The organism is Haloarcula amylolytica JCM 13557 (assembly GCF_000336615.1).
In the GTDB taxonomy this organism is placed as follows: Archaea; Halobacteriota; Halobacteria; order Halobacteriales; family Haloarculaceae; genus Haloarcula; species Haloarcula amylolytica.
Window position 1 is genome coordinate 248,113 of the sequence record NZ_AOLW01000015.1, and the last position, 24,596, is coordinate 272,708.

The following is a 24,596-nucleotide window of genomic DNA, read 5'->3' on the forward strand; positions in this document are numbered from 1 at the left end:
GCCGTTCGCCTACTCGGCCTGCCTTCGGCTGCCACGCCGTTGGCCTGTCGCCGTTCTCAGTGGTGACTGGTCGGCATCTGTGGCAGTCAGGACCGATGGGTTCATTCTGGCCCAGGCCGAACGGGAAACTGACAATGCGCGTTCGTGACTGGCAGGACATTCTCGAAGACGTGATGGAGAGCAATGCCAATCCGGGGGACTGGCGTGCCGTCGGGGGCGACCGCGCGAACGGTATCGGCGAGGACATCTACTTCGGTCACCCCGACGCCGGTGTCTACCAGCTCAAGACCTACGCGAAGAACCCCTTCGAGGTACAGGGCGTCGGGTCCCAGGTGGCCCGCCGTATCGACGACGACATCGACCCGCTGTTTCCGAACGACGGGTCGGGCATCTTCGGCGTCCAGCAGGGACCGGCAGACGAGGACGACGCCAAGGAGAAGGCCAAGAACCTCGAAACGGTACTCGAAACCCACGCGGACGCACCCACGTCGCCGCAAGCGCTGCTTGAGGACATGATGGACGCGATGGACTCCCCGGCCTACGGCCCGATGGAGTTCGACCACCACGACCGGCCCGACCAGATGACCGAACTCACGGAGACGTTCGAGGAAGCGGAGGAACTACTCGACGCGGAGTTCGAGGACGTCATCGAGGAAGACGTAGCGCGGGGCTTCTACTGATGGCCGAACCGACGCGCGCCACCGGTTTCGGGGGGCGCTAATGGTCGGCCCCTCGATGACGGACGCCGACCGGCGACGCTTTCTCAGATACACGCAGGTCGGATTCGCACTTCTGATCGGCGTCTCGATGGGGCTGGTGACGATGTACGGCGGTGCCGAACTGCTGACCGTACTCGGGATTTTCGTCGGCGGAACCGCTGCCGGCGGCGCGCTCGCGTGGTACATCATCCCGGAGAGCATCGCGGAAACGCCGTACGAGTCGTTCGACAGGGGTCCGAAACCCGGCGCAAAAATGAAGCAACGTCGGCAGGAAAACGATGGCTCCGGACAGCGGGCATCCGAGGACGACGGCCGACTCTCACAGAACCGCGACTAGAGGAAATCGTCCTGCATCGCGGGGTCCTGCTGTTCGGATGCCGTCTGGTCGAAAATCTCTTCGTCGAGTGTCTCGGTCTCTTCCGTCGTAGTGTTGTAGGCCGAAATCCCTCGCTTCAGGAGGTCTTCGACGGCCTGGTCGCGGTTGAGGAACTCGCCCTGTTCGACGAGTCGCTGGATGTCCGAGTCCACCTGGTCCGGAAGTGACACCTTGATCTTGCTCACACTTGCCGCCTATACTGTTCGGACATAAAAACCCACCCCTGGTTTTGGGAGGGGTGAAAAAGGCGCACGCGCAGATGCGCGAAACCGTCACACACTTGCCGGCGGCCGACACGAACCAGAGTGTGAACGCGAACGACCGAGCGATCACCGCGCTGGTCATGCTCGCACACGGACTCGTCCACACCTATGAGATGGCGGTCCCGATATTCGTCGTCATCTGGCTCACCGAGTTCGACCTCATCAACCTCGGCATCGCCCAGTTCGACGTGACGACGGCGACCGTGGGCGTCATCGTAACGCTGGGCTATGGCCTGTTCGGGGCCGGCGCGCTCCCGGGCGGTATCGTCGTCGACCGTATCGGCTCCCGCCGGCTCATCACGGGCTGTCTGCTCGGTATGGGGGGCTCGTACATCCTGCTCGGACTGGCCCCGAGTATGGTCGTTATCGCGCTGGCGCTGGTCCTCTGGGGCCTCTCGGCCAGCGTCTACCATCCAGCGGGGCTCTCACTCATCAGCAAAGGCGTCGAACAGCGCGGAACCGGGCTGGCCTACCACGGCGTCGCCGGGAACCTCGGTATCGGCCTCGGCCCGCTCGTCGCCGCAATTCTTCTGCTGGTCGCCGAGTGGCGGACGGTCGCGCTCGTCCTTGGCGTTCCCGCGTTGCTCGCCGCCGTCTACGCCTCGCGAGCGAGTTTCGACGAGACGGCGGCGGTGACGGCCGCAACTGACGGCGGGTCGAAAGCCAGCAGCGGTATCGACTCGCTCGGGGAGTTCCTCACGGAGAGCAGGCACCTGCTGACAGGGAGCTTCCTGCTCGTGTTCGTCGTCGTCATGTGCTCGGGGCTGTACTACCGCGGCGTCCTCACCTTCCTCCCGGAACTCCTGCGGGACCTGCCGGGCTTCGAACCGATCCCGATAGAGACGCTGTTACCGCCCGGCGTCCTGTCGGCGCTCGGTATCGAGGCCGGAACGGGCCAGACGCTCAAGCCACAGGACTACTTCTACGCCGGCCTGTTGCTCATCGGCGTGTTCGGCCAGTACGCCGGCGGGAAACTGAGCGACCGAATTCCCATCGAGTACGGTATCGCCGGCTCGTTCCTGGTGCTTGCCCTCCTTGCAGTGCTGTTCGTTCCGGTGTCTGCCATGGGATTCGGTCCGTTAGCGGTGCTTGGTGCGCTTCTGGGCGTCGCCCTCTTCGTCGTTCAGCCGATGTATCAGGCCGCAGTCGCGGAGTACACGCCCGCCGGCACGCGCGGACTCTCGTACGGCTACACGTATCTGGGCGTGTTCGGCGTCGGCGCGCTCGGCGGCGGGCTGGCCGGGTCGATTCTGGCCGTTGCGAACGCGACGGCGCTGTTCGGGACGCTCGCCGGCATCGCCCTTGTCGCCGTCCTCGCGGGAACCGCCCTCGCGCGGCGTTCGTGACTGCCTGAGACCGGGGACAGGCCGTCGCATCGCTTGCTATTTCTGTCTGTGCGATGTACCTGCCTCTCAGATGGACGCCGCAGTCATCGTCCCGGCCTACAACGAGGCGGAGTCGCTGGCCCGCTGTCTGGCTCCCTTCGAGTCACAGCCCGTGGAACTGGTCGTCGTGGTCGGCGGCGACGACGGCACAGAACAGGTGGCCCGTGACACGCCCTTCGTCGATACTGTCGTTCGGTGCGACGAGGGCGGGGCGGGAATTGCCCGAAACCGCGGAGCGGCGGCCGCGACAGCGCCGATTCTGCTGTTTACCGACGCCGATACAGTCGTCCCCGAGGACTGGGTCCGCCTGCATCTCAGGCACTACACCGACGACGAGGTGGTGGGGGTCGGTGGCCCCGCACGCCCGCTCGAAGACAGCCTCAAACACCGCGTGCTGTTCAAACTGCTGTCGGACTACTGGTATCGCGTCTCGTGGCCGCTGGGCTTCGTCCAGCAACCGGGCTTCAACTGTAGCTTCCGGGCCGACGCCTTCGAGGCCGCGGGCGGCTTCGACGAGGACATCCCGTTCATGGAGGACACGGAGCTCTCCTTGCGGATGAAAGAGTACGGCCGAATCGTCTACGACGCCGACTCCTGTGTCGCTACGTCGGCCCGCAGAGAGGCCGACGAGGGATATCTCTCGCTGTTTGCGAAGTACGTCCGCGGGTACGCGAACCACTACATCCTCCGTCGGGAGTTCGATGCCGACTACTTCTGAGAAGGGTAGCCTTTTCAACGCACACCCCGGAGCAGTGACACGATGAGTAGCTGGCGGTCACTGTCCCGACGTGCTGTCGAACAGGTACGGTCGGATTTCCGGGACGACCCCTATCTCCGCTACGTGCTCCTGCTGTCGACTGTTATGGTCGGGTTCTGGTTCTGGCACCGCATCCCAAACTTCGCGACCCGTGACGAGTACAGCCGTCTGCTCGACGCGATGGTCGTCTACGGCTCGCTCCTCGAAGAACCGAGTTTCGAGGGGCTCAAAGCCGGCGTCGAGTGGGGCCGGGCCCCCTTCGGCGCGACGCTGTACCTCTATGCGCTGGCTATCCTCCCCGTCGTGCTCGTCGCCGCCATCACCGGCGACCTGGGCGCATTCACCACGATTGCCTTCCCTAGCTGGGAGTTCGGCCACTACGAAGTCTGGGCCGCCACGCCCGAGTGGATATGGACATGGAGTCTGGTCTTCATCCGACTAACCAACGTCGTTGCCGCACTCTGTGCCGTCTACCTCACGTACCGCCTCGGCGTTGCAATCGAGGGCCGCAACGCCGGCCGGCTGTCGGCCGTCGTGCTCTCGCTGACCTTCGGCTTCCTCACCATCTCGAAGGAGGCCGGCGAGGACATGCCGGCGCTCGCGTTCGTCCTGCTGGCGCTGTACCTGCTGGTCCGCTACGTCCAGACGGACGACGGGACGCTGTTTCTGGCGGCGAGCGCGGCCGGCGGCGTCGCCATCGCGTTCAAGCTGACGGCCGCGCCGGTCATCCTCCTCATCGGCGTCGCCTTCTTGTTGCGTGCCCATGCCGCCGACGCACCGCTGATGCAGACGCTGTACCGGCCGAAGCTCCTGCTGAGTGGCGCACTGCTCGGGTTCGTCATGATCATACTCGGGTTCCCGACCGCGCTCGTGGCGGGGGCCGAACCGTTCATCGAGCGGGTGTTCGGCGGCTCGACCTCGCGGATGAGCCATCCGACGGGCCCCGACGCCCCGATGTGGTGGTGGTTCCTCCGTGGCTACTTCAGCGCGCTGGGACTGCCGCTGGTTGCCGCGGCCGCGGCCAGCGTCGTGGCGACCGTCGCCGCGTTGCGCGACCGCGGTTCCGCCTTCCACGGCACCGTCCTCGTTCTGACGGGACTGGTGGCCTACATCGCGATGTTCTCCCAGTGGCACGATTTCCGCGTGCACCACCTCCTGCCGACGTTCCCGTTCATCGCCTTACTCGTCGGGGGCCGACTGGTGCAACTCCGCGAGCGCTCGTCGTCTCTGGCTCGGCCGGTGATGGCCGTCCTGCTGGTGACGACGGCCGTCTACGCCGGTATCGGAACGGCACAGTTCGCGTCGATGCCTCGGGACGAGGCGACGGCGTGGCTCGAAGACAACAGCGACGACGGTGACGTGGTGGAGACGTATCGCGTCCACATTCAGGACACTGCCGTCCCGCACTCGCTGACCGCCCGACACGTCGCCGGCCAGGACTCTGAAGCGGAGGAAGCGATGGCGTGCCCGCGATACATCCAGATCGGGTACCGGGACCTCCTGTATCTCAAGGAGGACACCTACTACCGGAACGGCGATGCACAGGCTACCTACCTCCGAACCCTCCTGAACGAGGAGTACAACTACCGGATAGCCGCCGAGTTCGGGGAACGGCCGCCGAACTTCGTGCCACAGCGACCGACCCCCGGCTCGTTCACCGACCTGCTCCGACTCGGCGTCGTCCCGCACACGGACCAGTTCGCCGACGAGCAGGAACTCGCGGCGAACCAGTACACCCTCATTCTGGAACGTGACGGCGAGTGCGACACGAGCCGGCATCCGCCGTTCTGAGCCGTTTTCTCGACTTCCCGCTCCGTTTTCCGCCGACTACTCCGTCGTCAATGACGTGACATCGAGTCGAACGGAGGGATACCAGCCCGCGAGCGAGGGTAGGTAAATACTGAGGAACCGGTCGACGAAGATGATGGGGATGATGACCTCCGCCGGAATGCCCAGCGCGACGAACACCGCCGTCGCCGTCGCCTCGGTGATGCCGATGCCGCCGGGCGTCAGCGGCAGGAGTGTCACGGTGTACGCGACCAGAAGATACAGCGGCAACGCGACCAGCGGTTCGAACGCGACGCCGAAACTCCCCAGCAGCAGGCCGACGCGGACGCCGGGCGCGAGCACGAGGTCGACGGCCCAGCCGACCGCGTAGCGGAGCCACACTGCCGGCTCGCTCGCGAGCGACCGAAACGTCGTGGTCGAACTGTCAGTAAATTCGAGCAGGCCGTCGAGCCGCGCCGCGAGTCCCTCACCGACGCGTGGAACCCGGACCGCGACTCCCGACAGCCAGCCGATGAGCCGATCCAGATAGGAGAGATTGAGGCCGCCAAACAGTATCGCGAGGCCGGCCGCGAAGTAGAGACTTGTCGCAAGCGCCAATAGCAAAATTAGTTCGAGCCGGAGCAGTGGAATCGCCAAAATAAGGCCTGCAGTCGCCGCGACACCGTAGTAGATCGCGAAGATGCTTGTGTGAAGCGCCGACGCCGCGGCGGCGTCGCTGTAGGCCATTCCGGTCTGGCTCCGGAGGACGAACGGCGCGGCCAGCCGTCCCGAGAGCCGCGAGGGGAGCAACTGATTGACGAAGTTCACGATGAGCGTCGTCCCGGCGGCTGTCCGGAATTGAACCGGTGCGAGCGGGGTGATCACCGCGTACCACGAGTAGACCCGGCCACAGATGCCGAGGACGCTGATAGCAAGGATAGCGAGGACCGTCTCGCTATCGACACCGGCGAGCAGGTCGACCGCGCTGGCGATGTCGAACTGGGTGAGCAGCCACGCCAGCGCAACGACGGCGAGACCGTACTGGGCGACCGTGATCCCCAGATCACGAGCCCGGCTCGTCACGGCGTCTCGCCCCTGTGTAGCCGTGTCGCGACCGTTTCGCCATCCGCCAGCACCGCCCGCGCGGTCGTGAACTCGAAGTCCTGCTGCAATATCCGCTCGACGGCCCGTCGCATCCAGTCGCCGGTCCTGACGTACACCCGTGTCGGCACTCCCTCGACAGCCGGCAGGTCCACCAGTTCCCACGGGTGGACGTACAGCATCGGCGTGATGCCCCGGCGGGCCAGCAGCTTCATGCCCAGAACCGTGTACCGCGGGCCGAAAAACCGGAGCCAGGTCCCGGTGAGGGGCAACTGCAGGCCGGGCATGACGCTCGCCGGGAACTCCGTAATGGTGTCCGGCGCGTTCGGACGGACCGCCGTCGCTGGAACCGGCTCGTGGACGTCGTACTCGCCGCCGTACCACCCCGGAATCGACCGGCTCGAGACGACGCTCGAGTCGTACGTGTACCCGGTGTCGGAAAGCAGGTCGAAGTGGTCGTCAGTGATGTCGAAGGCGGGCGCACGGAACCCGGAGACCTGCTCGTTGGTGACCTGCTCCAGCACGTCCTTCGACTGGCTCAGTTCCGCTCGTCTCCCGTCGCTGTCGAGGTCCGAAAGCAACTGGTGGGTGTGCGTGTGCGAGGCGATTTCCAGACCCGAGTCAGCGAGCGCCTGCACGGCGTCGGGGTGGGACTGGGCGACTGACGACACCACGAACGCGGTCGCAGTCGCGTCGTACTCCGCGAGCATCTCCCTGAAAAACCGGCCGCCGTCGAGGCCGACGCCGTCGCGGTCAGTCGTCCCCGACGCGCTCCGGTAGGCCGGTGTCTGGGTGAACAGTTCGAAATCTATCGACAGCACCGCGCGATTACTCATCCTGCTTGTCCTCGGTCTGTAGCTGGTGTTCCTCCAGTTCGCTCCGGAGGAGGCTCAGCTCCTCGTTCAGCCGCGACAGCCGGTCGTACATATGTCCGATGCGGTTGAGCAGGTACGTCACTGCCACGAACAGCGTCAGGTTCGAGATGACGAGGATAGCTCGGGCTTTCAGTTCCAGCCCCAGCAGCCGCGCCACGACCTCGAACACGTTGGGGACGATGGCGACGACGATGAGCCCCGCGCCGAGCAACAGCGACATCACGAACAGCTCTAGCGATTCGCGTTCGCTTCTGACGATGATGTACCCGTTCGCGAGGAAGGCCAGCCCGACGACCAGCGACAGGAGGTTGACCAGTGAGTAGTCGAATCCAAAGACCATGATTAGCGAAAGAGGAGGACGCGAAACACCGTGTCAGTCATGCGTAGCGGGTAGAGCACGAGCGTGTCGAGGCTGAACTGCGACTCGCCCTCGTCCCGGATCGGCATCTCTATCGATACTTCTTCGATTCGGTGGCCGCGCTGGGCTGCATCGAGCGTCTGTTCGACCGCCCAGTGGTTGTCCGAGCGGTGGAGGATGTCCTGTAGCGCCGACACGCGGTAGACGCGGAAGCCGCTGGTCACGTCGGTGATGTCGATGCCGCCGAGTTTGCGGACGACGGTCGTGAAGAAGGTGATTCCCAGCCGCCTGATGAGCGGGTAGTCGTCGATGCTCTCGTTCAGATAGCGGCTGCCGATGACCATGTCCGCGTCCGCGGCGTGGTCAAGCAGGGTCGGAATCTTCTCCGGGTCGTGTTGCCCGTCGGCGTCGACCTGCACGACGAAGTCGTAGTCGTGGCGGATCGCGTACTGGTAGCCCGTCCTGACGGCTCCGCCGACGCCGGTGTTAAAGACGTGTGTGACGACGTGTGCGCCGTGCTCGCGAGCGATGGCCGCGGTGTCGTCCGACGACCCGTCGTCGACGACGACCACCTCGTCGACGTAGCGGCTCGTTCCGTCGATCACCGACCCGATGGTGGACGACTCGTTGTACGCGGGGATGACGGCGACTGTTCGCACTGGTGGAAACGCCGCTAGCAGCGAACTTAGAATTGTCGTTCCGTGAACCCGTTCCGCCGTGGTCCCCTCGCTCGCGTTCGACCGAGTAAGGCACGACAAACCGACCGCAGTGACGGTTGCTGGTAAATAACATGGTTCATCATGAACATGGTAAGAATGAAAACACACCGCGCGGTACGTACTGGCATGAGTGTCGAGCAGGAGCAGACGGAACGGACCATCAGGTGTCTGGTGGCGAAAGTCGGACTCGACGGGCACGACCGGGGCGCACACGTCATCGCGCGGGCGCTCCGTGACGCCGGCTTCGAAGTGATCTACTCGGGGCTACACCGAGCACCCGACGAAGTCGTGCAGGCCGCCGTACAGGAGGACGTGGACGTCGTCGGTATCTCCATCCTCTCCGGGGCGCACAACACGCTCGTCCCGAAGATTCTCGACGGGCTGAAGGAGTACGACGCGTTCGACGACCGCCTCATCCTCGTCGGCGGCATCGTTCCGGACGACGACCAAGAGGAACTCCGCGGGCAGGGCGTCGACGAGATCTTCGGCCCGGGCGCGTCGATGGAGGAGATGATCGACTACATCCACGAGAACGCGCCCGAGCGATGAGCGACCTCGTCGCTGACCTGCTCGCGGGCAAGCACAGCGCCCTCGCCAGAGTCATCACACAGATAGAGAACCGCTCGCCGGGGTATCGGGAGATCATCTCCGACCTTCACCAGCACACCGGAACAGCCGACGTTATCGGCGTCACGGGCAGCCCCGGTGCGGGCAAGTCCACGCTGGTCGACAAGGTGGCGGCGACCTACCGCGAGCAGGGCCAGACCGTCGGCGTCATCGCTATCGACCCGTCCTCGCCGTTCTCCGGTGGCGCAGTGCTCGGCGACCGGATACGGATGGCCTCGAACGCGGGCGATATGGACATGTTCTTCCGGTCGATGTCTGCCCGGGGCTCGCTGGGCGGGCTGTCGACGGCGACGACCGACGCCGTGACCGCGCTGGACGCGTTCGGCAAGGACAAGATCATCGTCGAGACGGTCGGCGCTGGCCAGAACGAGGTCGACATCGTCCGCACCGCCGACACCGTCGCCGTACTGGTCCCGCCGGGGAGCGGCGACGACGTACAGATGCTCAAAGCCGGTATCCTCGAAATCGGCGACGTGTTCGTGGTCAACAAGGCCGACCTCGACGGAGCCGACCGGACGGTCCAGCAACTCCGGGAGATGCTGCAGGGGCGGAGCGGACGGCCGGACTCCGGCCATCACGGCCCGACCGAACTCGCCCCCGAACACGGCGACGCGTCCGACGACGACCTCGATGAGGAGGAAGACGAGTCGGAGACGTGGAATCCACCCATCGTTGAGACGGTTGCGAATCGGGGCGACGGCGTCGAGGACTTCCTGGACGCGCTGGCCAACCACGGGGAATATCTGGACCGAACCGGCCGCCGAGAGGGGCAGGCGCGGGAGCGCTTCGCCGCCGAGATTCGAACCCTCCTTCGGGAGGACGCCAACGAACTACTGGTCGACGAACTCGACCGCCGCGGCGGTATCGAGCACTACGTCGATGCCGTCATCGAGCGCGACACCGACCCGTACACCGTCGTCGACGAGGTCCTCGCGCCGCTCCGTGCGTGTCTCGACGAGCGCCGCGACGAGAGCTAACTTCGGAACTGTCGCGTTTGCGGAACCATGTTTGCCCGGGCCGATAGCGACAGTTATCTGACGTTCTTCCAGCATGTATAACACACTCCGGGCCCCAAGATGTCAGTATGAGACTCCGCAAGGCGCTCGGGGCGGTCGTTGGTGCGGTCGGCGCGACAGCCGCTGCCAACCGCGTACTGCAGTCGCGGGCCGGCGCGTTCGAACCGATGCTCGACGGGGAACAGGGGACGTACCGCTGGCGCGGGTTCGATATCGCGTACACTGAAGCCGGGGACCCGTCGGACCCGGACCTCGTGTTGTGCCACGGCATCAACGCCGCTGCCAGCAATCACGAGTTCCACACGGTGTTCGACACGCTGGCTGAGGACTACCATGTCATCGCCCCGGACCTGCCGGGATTCGGGCACACCGACCGGCCGCCGTTGCTGTACTCGGCCTCGCTGTACACGGCGTTCGTACGAGATTTCATTGAGGACACCACCACGGACGCGACCGTCGTCGCGTCGTCGCTGACCGGGGCCTACGCCGCCAGCGCGGCACAGGAAGTCGACGTCAAGGAACTCATCCTCATCTGCCCGACAGACAGTTCGATGGGGAGTCGCAACGTCGGACTCCGCTCGCTGCTCCGCGCGCCTGTCGTCGGCGAGGCCATCTACAACCTTACCGTCTCGAAACCCTCCATCCGGCACTTCCACGCCGACCACGGCTACTACGACATGGACAATCTCACCGAGGACGTCGTCGACTACGAGTGGCAGAGCGGCCACCAGCCCGGCGCGCGGTTCGCGCCGGCGTCGTTCGTCTCCGGCTTCCTCGACCCGGACGCCGACCTCGGTGAAACACTGGCCAGCCTCGACGTGCCCGTGACGCTGGTGTGGGGTGAGGACGCCGACATCACGCCGCTGTCGGAGGGTCGCAACCTGGCCGACCAGGCGGACGCGATGCTCGTCGTGTTCGGTGACTCGCTGCTCCTGCCCCACGTCGAACACCCCGGTGAGTTCGTCGACGTGGTCCGCGACAGAGTGACTTCGGTAACGGTCGAGAACTGAGTGTTAGCGCGGCCGGAACACGACGGCTCTGTCGCCGGTCGTCACGCGCTCGCCGACGTCGATCCCGACCACGTCGCCAATGGCAACGTCGTCCGGGTCCACGTCGCGGACGAGTCCCGTGACCGAAACCGGTCCGAAGTCGGCGATGGCGGTGACGTAGGGCGCGTCGTCCTCGAACTGCGGCGTCGGGACGGTAATCGTCGTGTGGCTCGCGATTTCGCCGGATTCTGGCAGATCGACCGCCGAGAGTTCCTGGTCGTGACAGCGCGGGCACACCCGTCGGGGCGGCAGCCAGCCGTGGCCGTTCGAACATTCGAGGTAGTAGCCGTCGTCCGATTCGATGCTGTCGAGCCAGTCGTCGTACTCGCCGTCTCGTGCGGATTCAGTCATTCTTGCACCTCCATGACGTGGACGGTCGTAGACGCCACTGTGCCGCCCGCGTTGTGCGCGACGCCGACGGTGCTGTCCGGGACGGCGTCGGCCCGCGGGTGCGACCCGTCGAGGAGCCAGGCAACGGTCGCCAACTGGGCGACACCGGTCGCGCCGACCGGGTGACCTTTGGCTTTCAGCCCGCCAGAGAGGTTTATCGGGAGGTCGCCGTCACGGGTCGTCTCCCCGTTGCGCGCCGCGGCGATGCCCTCACCGCGCTCGTAGAAGCCCAGCGATTCGATTGCGAGTACTTCCGCGATAGTGAAACAGTCGTGGACTTCGGCGAAGTCGACGTCGTCTGGACCGACGCCGGCGTCCCCATAGGCCTCTTCGGCGGCCTTGTCGGCGGCGGGGGTCTGTGCCAGATGCGGGCGGTCCTGCAGTGCGAGATTGTCGCCGCCCTGTCCGGTGCCGGTGATGGCGACTGGGGCGTCCAGGTCGTGTTCCTCAGCGTAGGCCTCCGTCGTCAGGACGGCAGCCGCGGCCCCGTCAGTAATCGGACAGGAGTCATAGAGGCCCAGCGGGTCCGCAATCGTCGGGGCCTCCATCGCGTCCTCGACCGTGATTTCCTGCTGAATCTGGGCGTGCTCGTTGACCAGCGCGTGCTCGTGGTTCTTGACGGCGATGTGAGCGAGGTCCTCGTGGGAGCCGCCGTACTGGTCGAAGTACGACCGGGCCATCAGCGCGTACGCCCCGGGGAAGGTCATCCCGGCGCGGACCTCGTAGAGGTCGTCGGCGGCGATAGCGAGCGCGTCCGTCGCCGCCGCCGTCCCGATATTAGTCATCCGCTCTGCGCCGCCGACGACGACGACCTCCGCTTCGCCGTTCCGGATCGTCTTGACGGCTTCACGAACGGCCGTGCCGGCTGATGCACAGGCCGCTTCGACGCGGGTCGCCGGAACGTCCAGGCCAATGGCCTCGGCCATAAGCGGGCCCTGATGGCCCTGGTGTTCCGCGAGCTCTCCCATGAAGTTGCCGTAATAGAGGGCTTCAGCGTCGTCCGGGTCGATTCCGGATTGCGATAGCGCTTCGAGTCCGGCCTCGGCGAACAGGTCTCGGCCGGTTCGCTCGGGGTGTTTCCCGAAATGTGTCACGCTAGCCCCGGCGATACGTGGGTCTGACATTATCTCCCAGTGTGCGCTGACGGCTTAAATGCCTACTGCTCGGATGCTTAATTAGCGCATATTCGGGGCCATAAACGCCTAAAAACGGGGTATGGGTTCTTTATCGAGGTTATCTCCCACGAGGGGTCTATCGCCCAGAAAGGAACTATCTCCGCTTCAGTTCACGATCTCGGCGATACGCTGGGGTTCTCCCGACAGCGCGGGTTCCGGCTCGACCATCTGCAGCACTTCGTGATCGGTCACGTCGGGATACGACTTCTGGATGGCGTCCTCGATGAGGGCCTTTTCGAGGCGGAACTCCGTCCCCTCGTAGACGACGTCTACGCCCTGTTCGTCGAACGACAGTACAGTCATGCCGCGAATTACGCACGGCACGAATAAAAGGATAGTCTCTCGCGCGGCCACACTGATTCAGGTGCTTCGACGGCCGCTCGACGTAACACGCGCTCCGGTCAGTCCGTCAGGATTGTTACGAGTCGCCGTCGCTGCCGACTCGGATGACCTGCAGCAGGGAGTAGACCGGGACGCCGCGGATGTCGCCGACGCCGCGCTTGTCAGCCAGCACGACGCAGGCCACGGGGTTGCCGCCCTGTTCGTGGATCGCGTCGATGGTTTCGCCCATCGTCTTGCCGCTCGTGATAGTGTCGTCGACGACGTAGCAGTCGCGGTCCCGGATCTGCGCGAAGTTCCGGGAGAACGAACCGTCGGTTGTCTCGCTCTCGTCGTCGTCCCACTGGTGTTTGGTCGGGGCGTACGTCCCGAGGTCGGTTTCCAGCTCCCGTGCAACGGTCGTCGCAAGCGGTGCGCCGGCCTTCTCGATGCCGATGGTGAGGTCCACGTCGTCGCCTTTCTTCGAGAGCAGGTCCGCCATCGCTGCCCCCGCGTGGTATAGCCGGTTGCTGTCCCGCCCGACGGCGGACCAGTCGACGTGGATATCGTGGGGACCGCCGTCGTCGCTCGTTTCCGGTTCCGTGCCGGTGCCGCTGCGTTCGACAAGCCAACTCGCCGTCTCGCGGGAGACGTTGAGCTCGTCAGCGATCTCGCCCTTAGAGAGGCCACGCTGTGCCAGGTCGGACGCGCTGTCGACGAGGTCGTCGATATTCTTCATACCACCATCTCCGTGTGCGAGGATTTAATAGGCAGTGTTCTTCACTTACCGAAAATTTATTTACAACACCAGTTGTATATTTCTACCGGCTGGGTTTCACTCCCCCTGCCGTCCGGGATCAGGTGGGACCACCGTTGGGTCACCAATGCTCCCCACCATTCCGACCCGGCCGACGTCAACCGTCTCACGGAGCATGGTTGTCCGCGGGACCGCACGCACCAGCGGTTAGGCGGGACTCTCCCGCCGTTCCCGTCCATCGTCTCTCCGAACAGAACCCGGCTAGCGACTCGAATCCCGGACCAGACACCGATTCGGCCGTTCCGTGTAACCCGGTTCAGTTGTCGCTCAGTTCAAAGGTGTAGAGTCGCTGCTCGCAGGTCGGACAGACGAGCGTCTCGTCGGGGTCCTGATGGGGACCCAGATGGCCGCCACAGCACGACACCGACGACGACTCGACCAGTTCGGCGTCACAGACCGGACACCTGTCGAGAAACATCCGGAAGGCTTCCGCGCCAGCGACTCTGAGCCGCTCGTCGTCGAGACGCTCGCCGAGGACCTCGTACGCCGCGAGCTCGGCGACGACGACCGGTCGGGGAAGGAGCTGCTTGTGGTCGGAGCCGAGTGCGACCCACTCCGCGTCGTCGGCGTACGGTTCTGTGTAGTCGACTCGCGGGAGCGACGCCTGCAGCGCCGTCGAAAGCGAATCGAGCGAGCGGTCGGCCAGTTCGTCCATTCGCTCGTGCCATGCCGTGTCGACAGCCGTCGCGAGAAACAGCCGCTCCCCTTCGACTTCGATAATGCCGGCCGCCGATAGCTCCCGGAGGACGGTTTCCCCGTCCATCTCCACGCCGTCGGCCAGTGATTCGCTTTCCCGGCGAGTCGGGTCTTCCCGAGATGTGTCTCCGTGTGGTCGGCCCCCGTGGAACCACTCGTCCGGGACCGGTGACGCCGCCACCAGCCGCGGGGCAAATTCGGGCGTGTACGGAACCAGATACCCCCGAAGGTAGACCACCGCGACGCCGACAACGGCGACCAGCAGGCTCGCCCGCGGGCGGTTGCGTGCGCGAAGGAACATGACACTGATTCCAACGAGCCCCAGATTCAGGACAGTACACGGCCAGCATCTGTTCTCTCCGGTGTACGACTCGTCGCTGAGGGTTCTGAATGGGTCCATCGGATCTGTTTCCTGCGGTGCGGACTCCCGGCTCATGTTCGGACAACGGTATGCAGTCCCAAAATTCTTTAACAACAGCTGTGGTATGAAGTGTCATGAGTGATTCGCCGGTGACATACACCACGCTCGGGTCGACAGGGCTCGACGTGTCCGAACTCTGTCTCGGAACGATGAACTTCGGGAGCGCGGAGCCCTGGATGCTAAACGACGAGGCCGAGAGCCGCCGGATACTCGAACGGGCGCTCGATCTGGGTATCAACTTCTTCGATACGGCCAACGCCTACTCGAACGGCGAGAGCGAGCGGATTCTGGGCGACGCCGTCGACTCCGCCCGCCGCGGCGAACTGGTGCTTGCTTCGAAGGTGTACTTCGATATGCACGACGGGCCGAACGGGGGCGGGCTCTCGAAGAAACACATCATCGACCAGTGTCACGCGACGCTGGACCGCCTCGGTGTCGACTATCTCGACCTCTATCAGATCCACCGGTGGGACGACGACACGCCCATCGAGGAGACGCTGGACGCGCTGACGTATCTCGTCGACGAGGGGCTGGTCCGCTATATTGGCGCGAGCACGATGGCCAACTGGCGGTTCCAGAAGGCGCTGTACACGGCTGACATCGAGGGGTACGAGCGCTTCGTCTCGATGCAACCGGAGTACAACGCCGTCGACCGCCACGAGGAGGCGAACCTCCTGCCGGTGTGTGAGACGGAGGGGGTCGGCGTCATCCCGTGGTCGCCGCTGGCCGGTGGCTTCCTCGCCGGGAAGTACGAACGCGACGAGGACCTCTCCGAGGGCCGAGCAAGCACGGACGAGTACACGGCAAACCGATTCAGCGACGAGAACTGGGCGGTCCTCGACGAGGTGCGGGCGATTGCCGACGCGAAGGGCGCGACACCGGCACAGGTCAGCCTGGCGTGGCTCTGCCATCAGGAGGTCGTCGACGCGCCGATTATCGGGCCGCGGACGATGGACCATCTGGAGGAGAACGTCGGAGCACTCGACGTCGACCTGACCGAGGAGGAGTGCGCCCGAATCGAGGGCCCGAAACAGCCACAGTGGCCGGTCGAGGGCAAGGACTGACCTGTGGACCTCGATAGATAACCATGCACGTTAACTGCGTACTCAGTTTCCCTGTACACACATGGACGACAGCGAACTAACCGATGTCCTCGAAGATGCCGGTCTCTCCCCGTATCAGGCGGAGGCCTACGTGGCGTTGCTGGGGCTGGGGACCGCATCGGCGACCGACATCGCTGACTCCTGTGACGTTCCGGACCCGCGGATCTACGACGTGCTCCGGGACCTGGAGACGAAGGGGTATATCGAGACGTTCCAGCAGGATAGCTTGACCGCCCGCGCCCGCAACCCCGATGTGGTCCTCGAAGATCTGCGGTCCCGGTCGAGCAAGTACCTCGACGCGGCAGAGACGATCGAGGAACGCTGGAACCAGCCCGAGATATCCGACCACGAGGTCAGTATCGTCAAGCGGTTCGAAACGGTCGTCAGCCGAGCCCGGGAGCTCATCGAAACGGCCGAAAACCAGATTCAGGTCGGCGTCGATCCGGAGCAGTTCTACGCGGTTCGTGAGGAACTCATTGCCGCCCACGACCGCGGCGTGAACATCAAACTCAGCATCTGTACGGGTCCTGGCGAGGAAGTACCGCCGCTTTCCGACATCGAAGGGACCTGTACGGAGGCTCGAAACCGTGAGATTCCAGCCCCGTTTTTCGTGCTGGTCGACCGGACCTGGACGTGTTTTGCGCCCCATCACGACTCAGTCAACGAGTACGGCGTCCTCGTCAAGGACCGCACCCACACCTACATCTTCCACTGGTTCTTCCTGACCTGTCTCTGGGAAATCTGGGACACGCTGTACACCGAACGGACGCCGGAAACGCCGACGACGTACGTCGACCTCCGTCACGCGGTCCGGGATATCGAACCGCTGTTGAACGAGGACGCGACTATCGAGGCTGTCATCCAGGGGTACGACACGGAAACGAAAGAGTCGGTCGAGCTGACAGGGCGCGTCACCGACATCGACTACACCGGGAGTAGTATCGGTCGCAAGGACCCCGTCCCACTGGCACAACTGGCCGGTCGAATCAGTGCGACGCTGGTCACCGACGACGGGACGTACGAAGTCGGTGGCTGGGGGGCCGTCATCGAAGAAATCGAAGCGACCGAGGTCACGATTACGAACGTCCATTACGAGTAGCGAGCCGCTGTTTTCGCAGGGCCGGTAAACTCTCCCTCAGTTTGCGCGTTTGAGCTCCGCTGTGTGGCAAACAGCTGTTTGACCTATCCGCACGTATATATACTGAAAGATTTATACGGTATTCAACAGTCAATAATATATCACGACTGGGGGCCGAGGCCGACAATTAACAACACCTGTGGTTAATTATGGACAACCTTTAAGGTGTGTCCGGGATAGCTCAGAATAGATATGTCGGACAATGGCACAAGCGGCGAGCGGAACTCGACAGGCGTCTCCCGGCGACGGTTCGTCCGTGCCGCCGGAGCAGCAGGTGTTGTCGGTGGACTGGCAGGCTGTGCTGACTTCGTCGGCGGTGGCGACGGCGGTAGCGGTGACGGGAGTGACGGTGGTTCGACTGGCGATGGTAGCAGCGGTGAGACGACGACGGTCCAGTGGGGTTTCGACCCGGTGGCCGTCCAGAACAACGGCGACGCAATCAAGCAGGCACTGCACGACAACGGCCTGTCGGACAACATCGAGATAGAGTTCGTCCCGCGTGACCAGGACACCGGTGCGGCCCGGTCGAACTACAACCGACTGCTCTCGGCCGGCGAGACGAACCCGGACATGTTCCTGATGGACAACGGCTGGACGAACATCTTCATCCAGCGGGGTCAGCTCCAGAACCTCTCGCAGACGCTGCCGGAGGAACTCCTCTCGGACGTGTCGGACAACTACTTCTCGGCGTTCACGGACACGGCCCGGAATCCAAGCACAGGTGACCTGTTCGGCGTCCCGGTGTTCCCGGACTTCCCGACGATGCAGTACCGCAAGGACCTCGTCGAAGAAGCCGGCTACAGCCCCGAAGAGAACAACTGGGCGACCGAGCCGATGACGTGGGAAGAGTGGTCGAACATCGCCGCGGACACCTACGACAACGCCGATGTCGAGTACGGGTTTACCACCCAGTGGGACATCTACGAGGGTACCTCCTGCTGTACGTTCAACGAGGTCATGTCCTCGTGGGGTGGCGCGTACTTCGGCGGCCGCGACAACCTCTTCGGGCCGATCGGCGAGCGGCCGATCACGGTCAACAACGAAGAGGTCATCAACTCCCTCAACATGATGCGGAAGTTCGTCCACGACGAGGAGTTCGACGGGCAGTTCGAGGGGTACGGCGGCGGCTTCACCCCGACCGAAATCCTCGGCTGGAAGGAGGAAGACGCTCGCGCGCCGTTCGTCAACGGCAACGCCGTCTTCCACCGGAACTGGCCCTACTCGCTGGCGCTCGGCGGCCGCAACCCGGAGGAGACCGAGGACCCGGCGCTCGGCGAGAACCTCGGCGCGATGCCGATTCCGTACGCCGTTCCCGAGGGCGAGGCCGCACAGCCCGGTACGGGCGGTACCACGGCCGCCCTCGGTGGCTGGCACATGACGGTCAACCCCAACAGCGAGGACTTAGACGCCGTGACACAGGTCATTCGCGCCGCCATGGAGCCGGACTTCCAGCTCACGCTGCTGTCCGTCCAGGGCTGGCTGCCGCCGCGGCCCGAACTGTTCAACTCCAGCGAGGCCCAGAACGTGCCCGTCGTTGGCCGGTACATGGACACGCTGCAGGTCGCCGGTAACAACACGATGCCGCGCCCGGTGACGGGTGTCTGGAGCGACCAGTCCAGCAAGATCGCACAGCAAACGAACCGCGCAGTCGGTCAGGAAGCCTCCTCGGCCGACGCGATGGCGACGCTAGAGTCCGCACTGGAAGAGACCGAGCAGACCTGAAGCCACGGGCAACCGTTACAAAACTACCCCTGTGATTATTTACCATGACACATTCAAACGACGGACGGAGGTAACCGAATGAGCACAGAAACCGGCCGTGAATCCAGACGTTCGGGGGCACTCGTCAGCGTGATGCGCTGGATGGAGAACCTCAGCGACACGCAGTACGCGTATCTGTTGTTGGTTCCCGTGTTCGTACTTCTGGGTATCGTCGCGCTGTACCCGCTGTTGCGGACCTTCGAGCTGTCGCTGTTCGCGCTCTCGGCGGACTTTTCGAGCACGACTTTCGTCGGCGCTGGGAACTACGTCGAGCTGTTCACCGGCGAGAAGAACCGGTACCTGCCCGGCGGAACGACGTTCCTTCCCGAAGGGCTTGGCATGAGTGCACTGCTGAACAGCGCACTGGTCGTCACGATAATCTTCGCCGTCGTGAGTGTACTGTTCGAGACGCTCATCGGCCTCGGACAGGCGCTCATCCTCGACCAAGACTTCTACGGTCGGCGGTGGATTCGCGCGGCTATCATCATCCCGTGGGCCGTCCCAATCGTCATTCAGGGGATGATCTTCTTCCTGATGTTCAACTCGAACGTCGGGTTCCTGACGCCACCGCTTGCTGACCTCGGACTGCTCGCGCCGACGAACACGCTCAACGACACGGCAAGTGCGACGTTTATCATCATCGTCGCCGACATCTGGAAGACGTCGGCGTTCATGGCCCTGCTCATTCTGGCAGGGCTGCAGAGCATCGACCGGGGCCTGTACGACGTGGCGAAGGTCGCCGGCGCGACGAAGTGGCAGCAGTTCAAGCTCATCACGTTCCCGCTCATTCTACCGACTATCGGCGTCGCCGTGCTGTTCCGGTCCGTGCAGGCGATGCGGGTGTACGGGATCATCGACACGGTGTCGAGCTGTACCGTCGTGCCGTCGCTGTCGTGTATGGTCGTCGCGACGTTCACCACCCGTGAGGGGACGTCCGCGGCCATCGCGTTCGTGACGGCCGCCATCATCGGGACGGTCGTAATGGGACTCATCGTCTGGCAAGGGGAGGACGCGATCTAACATGGCGACGCCAACCGACACCCAGGAGCAGTCGAGCGACGGACCGCTACAGCGCTGGACCCAGAGCGCCATCCAGGACCCGGAAAAAGTGTACCGGGCGCTGTTCTACGCGGCGATGGTGTTTTTCCTGGTGACGACGCTGTTCCCCTTCTACTGGCTCATCGTGCTGGCGGTGACCCCCGAAGGGAACCTGCTCTCGGGCAGTTTCCTCCCGACAGTAAACCTCTTCGGCGTCAGCGGGACGTTCCCGCTACCGGTTCCGAAGGGCTTCAACCCGGGCGCGTTCGTCACCGTCTTCGAACAGGTGCCGTTCCACCTGTACATGCTGAACAGCTTCGCGCTGGCGGTCACGACGACGGTCATCGTGCTGTTCGTCGCCAGCCTCGCCGGCTACGTGTTCGGCCGACTTCGGTTCCCCGGCCGCGCACTGCTGATGCTCGGTATTCTGGCGATCAGCTACTTCCCGCCGGCCGCGTTCGTCATCCCGCTGTTTCAGGCGTTCGCCGGCAACGCCCCGATTACAGTGCCGTTCACGTCCATCCCGCTGTTTACCCCGCCACGGATGCTGAACACCCCGGGATCGATGGTGCTGCCGTTCAGTGCGCTGTTCATGCCGCTGTCTATCTTCATCCTGACGACGTTCTACGGCCAGATTCCCGACGGGCTGGAGGACGCCGCACGGGTCGAAGGAACGACGCGACTGGGCGCGCTGTTCCGGGTCATCATGCCGCTGTCTGCGCCGGGCGTGGCGACTGCGGCCGTGCTGACGTTCATCGCCGTCTACAACGAGTACTTCTTCAGCTCGATCATGGCGACCTCGCCGGAGGCGGCCAAGTGGTCGCCTATCGTCGGCGGGATTCTCAGCTACCAGACCCAGTACACCACGCAGTTCAACCTCATGGCGGCCGCGAGTATCGTCGGGGTCCTCCCCGTCGTCATCCTCGTGATTGTCGCACAGGAACGCATCGTCAGCGGACTGACCTCAGGCGCACTCAAGGAGTAACACAATGGCAAGAGTACGACTCGAACACGTAACGAAGCGCTACGACGACCAGGGTGACGTGGTCACCGCGGTCGACGACATGAACCTCGACATCGACCACGGCGAGTTCATCTGTTTCGTCGGCCCGTCCGGCTGCGGGAAGTCGACGACGATGGAGACCATCGCCGGGCTCACCATCCCGACCGAGGGTGAGATATACATCGGCGACCGCGAGGTGACGAACCTCCCGCCGAAGGACCGCGGCATCGCGATGGTGTTCCAGAACATCGCGCTGTTCCCGCACATGGACGTGTACGACAACATCTCCTTCGGCCTACGGCTCCGGGACTACCCGCAAGACGAGATCGACCGCCGGGTCGAGCGGGCCGCGGATATCGTCCAGCTAGAGGGGATGCTCAACCGGATGCCCGAGGAGATGTCCGGTGGACAGCGCCAGCGCGTCGCTATCGCCCGCGCTATCGTGCGCGAGCCCGACGTGTTCCTGATGGACGAGCCGCTGGCGAACCTCGACGCGAAGCTCAAGGTCCATATGCGGACGGAGCTTCAGCGCCTGCACAAGGAACTGGACACGACCATCATCTACGTGACTCACGACCAGGAGGAGGCGATGACACTGTCCGACCGCATCGCCGTCCTCGATTCGGGACAGCTCCAGCAGATCGACCCGCCGCTGACCTGTTACAACGAGCCGGACAACCTCTTCGTCGCCGGGTTCATCGGCTCGCCGTCGATGAACTTCGTCGAGGGGACAGTCACCGAGACCTCACTTGAGACGCCGAACTTCTCCCTCGAATTCAATCCGTCGTCAATCGAGGGCATCGGAGTGGGTGACAGCGTGACACTCGGCATCCGCCCGGAGGACATCTACCCGGGCGAACTCAAGTCAGAGGTCCCCGACCCGTCGGGAATGATTACGGCGACGACCGACATTCTCGAACCGATGGGCGACGAGATATTCGCCTACCTGCTGCTGGGCGACGGCGAAACGTCGATGTCTCAGGAACTGGCGACGAACGACCAGTTGCTGATGAGCATCGACCCTGACTCGGACCTCGAAGAAGACGATGAGATCGGGGTCGTCATCGACCGGCGGAACGTCCACCTGTTCGACTCGGCCACCGGCGACGCGATCGTCCACGACCTCATCCCGTACGAGGCCGAAGGCACTGCATCCAGTAGCGAAGTAGAGTCAGACGACTGAAATGAGTAGCCACCTCGCGATGCTGTACTGGAGCGGGATGCTCGTGCTGTTTTTCTTCTGGTCATACGGGATCGTGTCGTTCATTCTGGACCTGAAGAACAAAATCGTCCCCGGAATCATCCAGTATCGGCGCGGTCGACGCCGTGAGAAGGCAAAGCAGGAACAGGAAGAGGAACGCGAAGAGCGTGAAAAGCAGTTGTATTAACCCGACACCGGGTGCAGCTTTCGAGACACATGACTGAGACCGTTCGGATAGGCATCATCGGACTGGGGAACATCGCGGACATCCACTGTACCAACCTCCGACAGCTCGACCAGCCGGTCTCGATAGCGGCGGGCGTCGACGTCGACGCCGATGCGCGCCGCCGGTTCGCTGAGACGTACGACGCGGCGGTGTACGAGGAAGCCGCGGCGATGTTCGAGACGGTGGATGCCGTGCTGGTGACGACGCCGAACAAGTTTCACGAACAGTACGTCGTCACAGCCCTTGAGGCAGGGCTCGACGTGCTCGTCGAGAAGCCGCTGGCCCACACGCTCGAAAGCGCCGAGCGGATCGCCGCGGCCGCCGAAGCGGCCGACGGGTTCTGCATGGTCGGCTTCCACAAGCGGTTCGCCGATCCAGTTCAGACGCTTGTGGGCTACCGCGACGCGGGCGATATGGGCGAGGTGTCTCATATCGAAGCGAACTACATCAGGCGTCGCGGCGTCCCCGGCCGGGGGTCGTGGTTCACGCGCAGCGACGTGGCTGGTGGCGGGTCGCTCATCGATATCGGCGCACACGCCATCGACTTGGCACTGCACGTCGCCGACCACCCGGAGGTCGTCGAGGTGTCGGGCGACACCCGCGCTCAGTTCGGCGTCGACGAGGAGTACGCGTACGTCGAGATGTGGGGCGAGGACCACGGTGCAGCCGAGTTCAGCGTCGACGATTCCGCGAGTGCCTTCATTCGCTGTGGGGACGGGACGACGATCTCTCTGGAGGTCGCGTGGGCGACGAACCGGCCGGACAGCCAGGAGTACTACGTCCGCGGGACCGGGGCGGGCGCGAAACTCGACCTCGCAGACCAGTCGCTGACGCTGTTCGAAACCGCCGACACCGGCCGGATGCACCACCGGACGACCGATATCGAGACGCAACGGTCGGACCCACAGCGACGGGAACAGGCGCGGTTCGTCTCCGCAGTCAGAGACGGGACGCCGCCGTCGACGAACACCGTTGAACAGGCGCTTCGCGTCCAGCGTGTGATGGACGGAATCTACCGCTCCAGCGAGACTGGCACGGCCGTCAGTGTCGGTGAGGCAGAACCCTGAAGAAAGACTTAATCCCCAGTGTTCTCACTCTCTGCCTGGCATGAAAGTGATTGGTGTTACGCGGGACGACGACGGCCCACAGCTCTTAGAGCGGGAGCGACCGTCGCCTGACCCGGGCGAGGCACTCGTCCGGACGCTCCGCGTTGGTGTTGACGGCACAGACCACGAAGTCCTGAACGGGTCCCACGGCGGGTTCCCCGACGGGGCGGACCACATGGTTCTCGGACACGAGGCGGTCGGCGTCGTCGAAGAGCCCAATGGCACGGGGCTCGAGGCGGGGCAGGTCGTCGCGCCGACCGTCCGACGGAAACCGAACGGTGAGACGAACGACTACTTCCGCCGGGGCGAGCCTGATATGGCCCCTGACGGCGAGTACACGGAACGCGGCATCGTCGGCGACCACGGCTTCATGGCCGAGTACTTCACCTCGCCGGCGGATTTCCTTGTCCCGGTCCCCGAGTCAGTCGCGGAGCACGGCTTCCTCGTCGAGCCGCTCTCGATCACCGAGAAGGCCAACGAGCACGCGTACGCGACGCGGGAACCGTTCGACTGGCGACCGGAATCCGCCTGCGTGCTGGGCAACGGCTCGCTCGGGCTGTTGACGCTGTGGATGCTCGACCAGGAGTACGACCGGACGTACTGTGTCGGTCGGCGTGACCGACCCGACCCGACGGTCGATATCATCGACGAGATCGGGAGCACGTACGTCGATTCCCGCGAAACGCCGGTGGACGAACTCCCGGAGGCCTACGAGGCGATGGACTACATCTACGAGGCAACCGGGTTCGCCCCGCACGCGTTCCAGACGGTCAAGGCGCTTGACCAGAACGGGGTCGGCGTGTTGCTCGGCATCCCGGAGCCGTGGGAGTTTGAAGTCGACGGTGGCTCGCTACACAACGAGATCGTCCTGCACAACAAGTGTCTCATCGGCACGGTCAACTCACACGTCTCGCACTTCGAGGACGCCGTCGAGACCTTACAGGAGCTTCCGGAGTGGTTACTCGATGACCTGGTCACGACGGTCACCGACCCGGAACACGTCGAGGCGGCCTTCGAGGATGGGGACGACCAGATAAAAGCAGTCGTCGAGTTCGATTCGCTGTAACCCTCGGGCAGGACCGCGCCCGAGCTTTTTGACGCCAGTTTGGTCTGAATATCCTCCCTCTAGACGGGTATCTGTCGGGCATATGTAAGATAGTAGATGTAAGATTGTGAGGTATTTACTCGCAT

27 protein-coding genes are annotated in these 24,596 nt (G+C 64.0%); 17 read left to right on the forward strand and 10 right to left on the reverse strand.

The window, feature by feature from the left end; translation table 11 throughout:
• Nucleotides 1-134 precede the first annotated feature (134 nt).
• Nucleotides 135-680 (forward strand): hypothetical protein, encoded by a 546-nt coding sequence (locus C442_RS07120; protein WP_008309085.1) that lies wholly within the window; start codon nt 135-137, stop codon nt 678-680.
• A gap of 40 nt (nt 681-720) precedes the next feature.
• Nucleotides 721-1,056, forward strand: coding sequence for a hypothetical protein (locus C442_RS07125; RefSeq protein WP_008309086.1), 336 nt, complete (start codon nt 721-723; stop codon nt 1,054-1,056).
• Here C442_RS07125 and C442_RS07130 read toward each other — a convergent pair.
• On the reverse strand, nt 1,053-1,280 hold the full coding sequence (locus C442_RS07130) for a ribbon-helix-helix domain-containing protein (protein WP_004518043.1): 228 nt from the start codon (nt 1,278-1,280) through the stop codon (nt 1,053-1,055). The genes C442_RS07125 and C442_RS07130 overlap by 4 nt on opposite strands.
• A gap of 74 nt (nt 1,281-1,354) precedes the next feature.
• On the opposite strand from C442_RS07130, the gene C442_RS07135 reads away from it, so the two are divergent.
• From C442_RS07135 to C442_RS07145, 3 genes are all read left to right on the forward strand, one after another.
• Nucleotides 1,355-2,704, forward strand: a complete 1,350-nt coding sequence (locus tag C442_RS07135) for an MFS transporter (protein WP_008309090.1) — start codon at nt 1,355-1,357, stop codon at nt 2,702-2,704.
• Between the two features lie 70 nt (nt 2,705-2,774).
• Nucleotides 2,775-3,461: a glycosyltransferase gene (locus tag C442_RS07140; protein WP_008309091.1), complete on the forward strand. Its 687-nt coding sequence runs from the start codon at nt 2,775-2,777 to the stop codon at nt 3,459-3,461.
• A 42-nt stretch (nt 3,462-3,503) separates the two neighbouring features.
• Nucleotides 3,504-5,291, forward strand: a complete 1,788-nt coding sequence (locus C442_RS07145; RefSeq protein ID WP_008309094.1) for an ArnT family glycosyltransferase — start codon at nt 3,504-3,506, stop codon at nt 5,289-5,291.
• A 36-nt stretch (nt 5,292-5,327) separates the two neighbouring features.
• Here the strand turns inward: C442_RS07145 and C442_RS07150 are convergent, their stop codons facing one another.
• The 4 genes from C442_RS07150 to C442_RS07165 are packed head-to-tail and all read right to left on the reverse strand — an operon-like array spanning nt 5,328 to nt 8,260.
• Nucleotides 5,328-6,350 (reverse strand): lysylphosphatidylglycerol synthase transmembrane domain-containing protein, encoded by a 1,023-nt coding sequence (locus C442_RS07150; RefSeq protein WP_008309098.1) that lies wholly within the window; start codon nt 6,348-6,350, stop codon nt 5,328-5,330.
• Nucleotides 6,347-7,204 carry a polysaccharide deacetylase family protein gene (locus C442_RS07155; protein WP_008309100.1) on the reverse strand — a complete coding sequence of 286 codons (858 nt, stop codon included), beginning with the start codon at nt 7,202-7,204 and terminating at the stop codon, nt 6,347-6,349. Before C442_RS07155 ends, C442_RS07150 begins: the two co-directional genes overlap by 4 nt.
• A complete protein-coding gene (locus C442_RS07160) occupies nt 7,197-7,583 on the reverse strand; it encodes a DUF2304 domain-containing protein (RefSeq protein WP_008309101.1) in 387 nt (128 codons plus the stop codon). Before C442_RS07160 ends, C442_RS07155 begins: the two co-directional genes overlap by 8 nt.
• Nucleotides 7,584-7,585: 2 nt before the next feature.
• Nucleotides 7,586-8,260 carry a glycosyltransferase family 2 protein gene (locus C442_RS07165; RefSeq protein ID WP_008309102.1) on the reverse strand — a complete coding sequence of 225 codons (675 nt, stop codon included), beginning with the start codon at nt 8,258-8,260 and terminating at the stop codon, nt 7,586-7,588.
• A 186-nt stretch (nt 8,261-8,446) separates the two neighbouring features.
• Between C442_RS07165 and C442_RS07170 the strand changes: the two genes are divergently transcribed.
• The 3 genes from C442_RS07170 to C442_RS07180 all read left to right on the forward strand — a co-directional run bounded on the left by C442_RS07170 (nt 8,447) and on the right by C442_RS07180 (nt 10,973).
• Nucleotides 8,447-8,869: a cobalamin B12-binding domain-containing protein gene (locus tag C442_RS07170; protein ID WP_004592670.1), complete on the forward strand. Its 423-nt coding sequence runs from the start codon at nt 8,447-8,449 to the stop codon at nt 8,867-8,869.
• Complete coding sequence (meaB, locus tag C442_RS07175) at nt 8,866-9,924, forward strand: methylmalonyl Co-A mutase-associated GTPase MeaB (RefSeq protein WP_008309103.1); 1,059 nt, start codon at nt 8,866-8,868, stop codon at nt 9,922-9,924. The genes C442_RS07170 and meaB overlap by 4 nt, the downstream gene beginning before the upstream one ends.
• Nucleotides 9,925-10,031: 107 nt before the next feature.
• A complete protein-coding gene (locus tag C442_RS07180; protein WP_008309105.1) occupies nt 10,032-10,973 on the forward strand; it encodes an alpha/beta fold hydrolase in 942 nt (313 codons plus the stop codon).
• Nucleotides 10,974-10,976: 3 nt separating this feature from the next.
• Here C442_RS07180 and C442_RS07185 read toward each other — a convergent pair whose 3' ends face one another.
• From C442_RS07185 to C442_RS07205, 5 genes are all read right to left on the reverse strand, one after another.
• Nucleotides 10,977-11,363, reverse strand: a complete 387-nt coding sequence (locus C442_RS07185; RefSeq protein ID WP_008309108.1) for a Zn-ribbon domain-containing OB-fold protein — start codon at nt 11,361-11,363, stop codon at nt 10,977-10,979.
• Nucleotides 11,360-12,526 carry a thiolase domain-containing protein gene (locus tag C442_RS07190; protein WP_008309110.1) on the reverse strand — a complete coding sequence of 389 codons (1,167 nt, stop codon included), beginning with the start codon at nt 12,524-12,526 and terminating at the stop codon, nt 11,360-11,362. The genes C442_RS07185 and C442_RS07190 overlap by 4 nt, the downstream gene beginning before the upstream one ends.
• 156 nt (nt 12,527-12,682) lie before the next feature.
• A complete protein-coding gene (locus C442_RS07195) occupies nt 12,683-12,880 on the reverse strand; it encodes a DUF5800 family protein (protein WP_008309112.1) in 198 nt (65 codons plus the stop codon).
• A gap of 115 nt (nt 12,881-12,995) precedes the next feature.
• Nucleotides 12,996-13,634 (reverse strand): transcriptional regulator GfcR, encoded by a 639-nt coding sequence (gene gfcR / locus C442_RS07200; protein WP_008309114.1) that lies wholly within the window; start codon nt 13,632-13,634, stop codon nt 12,996-12,998.
• Between the two features lie 334 nt (nt 13,635-13,968).
• A complete protein-coding gene (locus C442_RS07205; RefSeq protein WP_049942882.1) occupies nt 13,969-14,844 on the reverse strand; it encodes a hypothetical protein in 876 nt (291 codons plus the stop codon).
• Nucleotides 14,845-14,903: 59 nt separating this feature from the next.
• Between C442_RS07205 and C442_RS07210 the strand changes: the two genes are divergently transcribed.
• The 9 genes from C442_RS07210 (at nt 14,904) to C442_RS07250 (ending at nt 24,471) form a co-directional block, all read left to right on the forward strand.
• Nucleotides 14,904-15,893 (forward strand): aldo/keto reductase, encoded by a 990-nt coding sequence (locus C442_RS07210; RefSeq protein ID WP_008309118.1) that lies wholly within the window; start codon nt 14,904-14,906, stop codon nt 15,891-15,893.
• A 61-nt stretch (nt 15,894-15,954) separates the two neighbouring features.
• A complete protein-coding gene (locus C442_RS07215; RefSeq protein WP_008309120.1) occupies nt 15,955-17,031 on the forward strand; it encodes a TrmB family transcriptional regulator in 1,077 nt (358 codons plus the stop codon).
• A gap of 231 nt (nt 17,032-17,262) precedes the next feature.
• The gene (locus C442_RS07220; protein ID WP_008309122.1) at nt 17,263-18,792 is read left to right on the forward strand and encodes an extracellular solute-binding protein; all 1,530 of its coding nucleotides are present in this window, start codon (nt 17,263-17,265) and stop codon (nt 18,790-18,792) included.
• Between the two features lie 78 nt (nt 18,793-18,870).
• Entirely contained in the window at nt 18,871-19,851 is a 981-nt protein-coding gene (locus C442_RS07225; protein WP_008309124.1) for a carbohydrate ABC transporter permease, read from the forward strand.
• A 1-nt stretch (nt 19,852) separates the two neighbouring features.
• On the forward strand, nt 19,853-20,854 hold the full coding sequence (locus tag C442_RS07230) for a carbohydrate ABC transporter permease (RefSeq protein WP_008309125.1): 1,002 nt from the start codon (nt 19,853-19,855) through the stop codon (nt 20,852-20,854).
• 4 nt (nt 20,855-20,858) lie between these two features.
• On the forward strand, nt 20,859-22,055 hold the full coding sequence (locus tag C442_RS07235; protein WP_008309126.1) for an ABC transporter ATP-binding protein: 1,197 nt from the start codon (nt 20,859-20,861) through the stop codon (nt 22,053-22,055).
• Between the two features lies 1 nt (nt 22,056).
• On the forward strand, nt 22,057-22,260 hold the full coding sequence (locus C442_RS07240; protein WP_049942883.1) for a hypothetical protein: 204 nt from the start codon (nt 22,057-22,059) through the stop codon (nt 22,258-22,260).
• A gap of 29 nt (nt 22,261-22,289) precedes the next feature.
• The gene (locus C442_RS07245; protein ID WP_008309128.1) at nt 22,290-23,366 is read left to right on the forward strand and encodes a Gfo/Idh/MocA family protein; all 1,077 of its coding nucleotides are present in this window, start codon (nt 22,290-22,292) and stop codon (nt 23,364-23,366) included.
• Between the two features lie 40 nt (nt 23,367-23,406).
• On the forward strand, nt 23,407-24,471 hold the full coding sequence (locus tag C442_RS07250) for a glucose 1-dehydrogenase (RefSeq protein ID WP_008309129.1): 1,065 nt from the start codon (nt 23,407-23,409) through the stop codon (nt 24,469-24,471).
• The last annotated feature ends 125 nt before the right edge of the window (nt 24,472-24,596 follow it).